Raw genomic sequence first — 3,994 nt, forward strand, 5'->3', positions numbered from 1 at the left:
GAGTGGGTGGTGCTGGCGCGGTCACCGTCGACAGCAACGCAAGACTCTCGGCGACTACCTTCCAGGTGGGCGGCGGCGGTGGTGGTGTTGGCACCAGCGGCGGTACGGGTGGTGCTGGCGGTGCTGGGACGGTCACCATCGAGAGTGGTGCCACACTTTCCGCGACTACCTTGCTTTTGGGCGGGGACGGCGGTGGCGGGGGCACAACGACAACCAACAGCGGCGGTACGGGCGGCACAGGTACGGTGACCGTAACAGGCAATTCGACCGTCAACGTTACGGGATCGCTCGTCCTCGGTGGGTATGCAGGCAGTTCCGGTACCTTTGGCAATGCGGGCGCAGGCGGCGCGGGCATATTCAACCTGGGTGGTGGCAGCACGCTGAACCTCACCGGCGCATCGTTCACCATCAACGGCAACGGGACGTTCAACCTCGGCGATGCCACGGTCAATGACACGACGGCCGGCACGATCACCGGACTGAGCAGCGTCGTGAACAATGGCCAGATCAATTTCAACCAGACGGATACGTCCACGATCTCGGCCAACATCAGCGGAACTGGCAGGGTTAGCCACAACGGTAGCGGCACGACGATCCTGACGGGCAATAACACCTACACGGGCGGGACGACCATTGCTGCGGGTGGAACGTTGGAGATTGGAAACGGCGGCGCGGGCGCATCGCTCGCAGGTAACGTGATGGATAACGGTACGCTGGCGTTTAATCACTCGGACAACTGGACGTTTTCTGGAACGATTTCCGGCAGTGGTTCGGTAACGCAAAGCGGCACAGGGATGTTGACGCTTTCCGGCGCCAATACCTACGCAGGCACGACGACGATCGGCGGCGGCACGCTGAAACTGATGGGTGACACCGCGAGCCTGACGGGCAACATTGCCAATGGCGGTGCGCTGATTTTCGGGCAGTCGGCCAATTCGAGTTATAGCGGCGTCATTTCCGGCAGCGGTTCGGTCGCGCAAAGCGGCACGGGCACGCTGACGCTCTCGAGTGCAAACGCTTATTCAGGTACGACGACGATCGCCAGCGGCGCGCTTGCTCTGACGGGTGATACGTCCAACCTGACCGGAAACATCACCGATAGCAGTACGCTGATTTTCGGACAGTCGGCCAATTCGACTTATAGCGGAAGTATCTCCGGTGGCGGTTCGGTCACGCAAAGCGGTACGGGCACGCTGACGCTCTCGGGTGCGAACGTCTATACAGGCGGCACGACGATCAGCAGCGGTACGCTTCAGGTCGGCAACGGTGGCGTGAGCGGATCACTGTCGGGTAGCGTGGCCAACAATGGCGCACTCGCATTCAATCGTTCGGATAACGTAGTGTTTAGCGGCGCCATTTCAGGAAGTGGCTCGGTCGCGCAAAGCGGCGGTTCGCTCACGTTGTCGGCGACGAATACGTACACCGGCAGTACGCGTATCAACGGCGGCGCGACCCTCGCGCTATCCGGTACCGGCAGCGTGGCAAATTCCAGCGTCGCCGACAGTGGCACGCTGGATATTTCCAGTACCGGCGGTACGTCGATCCAGAGCCTGTCGGGTAGCGGAAATGTCGTACTGGGCGGCCAGACCCTGACGCTCTCGAACGCTAACGGCGCCTTCTCCGGCGTGATCTCCGGCACCGGTGGTTTAACGATTGGCGCGGGTACCGAAACCCTGACGAACGTGAACACCTACACGGGTACGACGACAATCGGCAACGCTGCAACGCTCATCCTGTCGAGTGCGAACAATATTGCGCTAGGCAATGTCGTCAATTTTGGCAATCTTCAGATTTCCGGGTCGATGGGCGGCTTGTCGGGGACAGGTTCTGTCTCGGTGGGTACTGCCGGGTTGGTCGTAACGGGTTCCGGGTCGTTCGGCGGCGTGATATCGGGAGCCGGTGGCCTTTCCCTGTCGGGCAGCAATGAAACGCTGTCGGGAACGAACACCTACGCGGGTGTCACGACCATCGATCGCGGCAGCGCCTTACTCCTTTCGGGGACAGGCAGTATCGCAGAATCGAGCGGCGTGACAGCCAACGGCACGCTGGATATCTCGGGAACGGCGACCGGCGCAACGATCCAGAATCTCTCGGGTATGGGCAGCGTGAAACTCGGCAGTCGAACGCTGACGCTCTCCAACGCGATCGGCAGTTTCTCCGGTACGTTCGGCGGGTCGGGTACGCTTGTCAAGCAAGGTAGCGGCACATGGATACTGAACGGTAACAGTTCGTCGTTCACCGGCACGACCGAGGTGAATGCCGGCCTGCTGGAAGTGGGTGACATCAATACGCCCTCGGCGTTGCTGGGCGGAAACGTCTCCGTTGATGCAGCGGGTACGCTGCGCGGTCATGGAACGGTGGAGGGCGACGTTAGCAACCAGGGCATGGTGATGCCGGGCGGCTCGATCGGCACGCTGACTGTAAGCGGCAACTACACGCAGGCCGGCAACGCGACGCTTGCGATCGAGGTCAGCCCGACGCAGGCCTCGCAACTGAAGGTAGGCGGCAGCGCGGCGCTCGCTGGCACGCTGGCGATTACGTACGCCCCGGGCACCTACTCGGCGAAGACCTACACGCTGGTATCGGCCAGCGGAATCAGTGGCAAGTTCGCCAGCGTCACGACCACCGGCGCATCGAACCTCGGCGCGCTCACGCCGTCGCTCAACTACGATGCTAATGCGGTCGATCTCGCGCTGAATGTGGCCTCCACACCGGCGGACCCGTTGGTCATCGCGCCGACCAACACCAGTGTCTACACAGCGGTGGGCACGTCGGCCATTTTCGGCGCACAGGCGCAGGGCGCGGCGCTGCTCGATCGGTTGGGCCAGATCTCGCGGGCAACGGCCGCTCAGCCGTATGGCTGGATCAGCGCGACGGGGAGTCGGACGAAGGTCGGCAGCACGAATGGCCAACCGGGCTTCCATACCAACCGCTTTGGTTTCCTCGCGGGCCTCGACAAGCGCTTCGGCGCGAGCACGGCAGGCGTGGCGATCGGCTACGACCACACGGACATCAACGAGCAGAACACGGGCGATTCCGGCACGACCGATACGTTACGCGCAGCGCTATACGGTACTCGCAATGTCGGACCGGTGAACCTTGCCGCTACGTTGGGTGCGGGGCTCGACTTCTTGTCGCAGAAGCGACCGTTCGGCGTCGCCACCACGGCGGAAGGCGATCACATGGGACAGGAGCTCAGCACGGGCGCTCAAGCTAGCCTGCCGATGACGTTCGGTAGCGTGACGGTGACGCCACGCGCCGGGCTGCGTCATGCGTACTTCCATGCCAATGGTTTTGGCGAAAGCGGTGCCGGCGGGCAGGATCTGAACGTCGGCACGGATAACGTACGCAGCCTGCAACCGTATGTGGGTGTGACAGTCGACCGGGCATTCGGCGATGCACTGAAGCCGGTCAATGCGGAACTGCGTTTGGGCTATGCACGCGAGCTGCTCGACGCGAATCGCGCGATTAACGTGGCGGCGCAAGACGGTACCGTGTTCGTCGCGCCGGGAACGAACTTACCGCGCGGATTTCTCACGGCGGGCGCAAGCGTGACGCTGCATCCGCTGAAAAACCTCGATGTCTCGCTCAGCTATGACACGGTGATCAGCACCACGCACGCATCGGCGCAGCAGGGCAACGTCCGCGTCGGGTATCAGTTCTGATCTTCTGTTTTCATGCCCCGTACGTTTTCGGAAAGGAAAAAGAAATGCAACTTGGTCGAGTTCGTTCTGCTGCTTGCCTCTATATTTCGGCTTTGCTCATTGGTGGGTGCGCTACGCCGCACTCGGGATCTACTTCGGAACAGGCATCAAGCGCTCAACCTAGCCAACCCAAGGCTCTCGCGAACTGTGTCGCACTGCCAGACCCCCGGCGTCAGACTAGTTGTCGTGTCGTTTGAATCTTAGACGAGGTCCGGGGGCGGTAGAATCGGCATGAATGAAAGCCTACTCAGCAGAACGAAAAGAAGCCCTGGTGCGTCGTATGATGCCGC

At 61.8% G+C, this 3,994-nt stretch carries 1 protein-coding gene; it reads left to right on the plus strand.

What is annotated here, in order from left to right; all coding sequences use genetic code 11:
* The first annotated feature begins 245 nt into the window (after positions 1-245).
* Positions 246-3,665 (plus strand): autotransporter domain-containing protein, encoded by a 3,420-nt coding sequence (locus C0Z18_RS32290; RefSeq protein ID WP_158244351.1) that lies wholly within the window; start codon positions 246-248, stop codon positions 3,663-3,665.
* Positions 3,666-3,994: the final 329 nt, after the last annotated feature.

The sequence above is a fragment of the Trinickia dabaoshanensis genome, from assembly GCF_002879885.1.
GTDB classification, from domain to species: domain Bacteria; phylum Pseudomonadota; class Gammaproteobacteria; order Burkholderiales; family Burkholderiaceae; genus Trinickia; species Trinickia dabaoshanensis.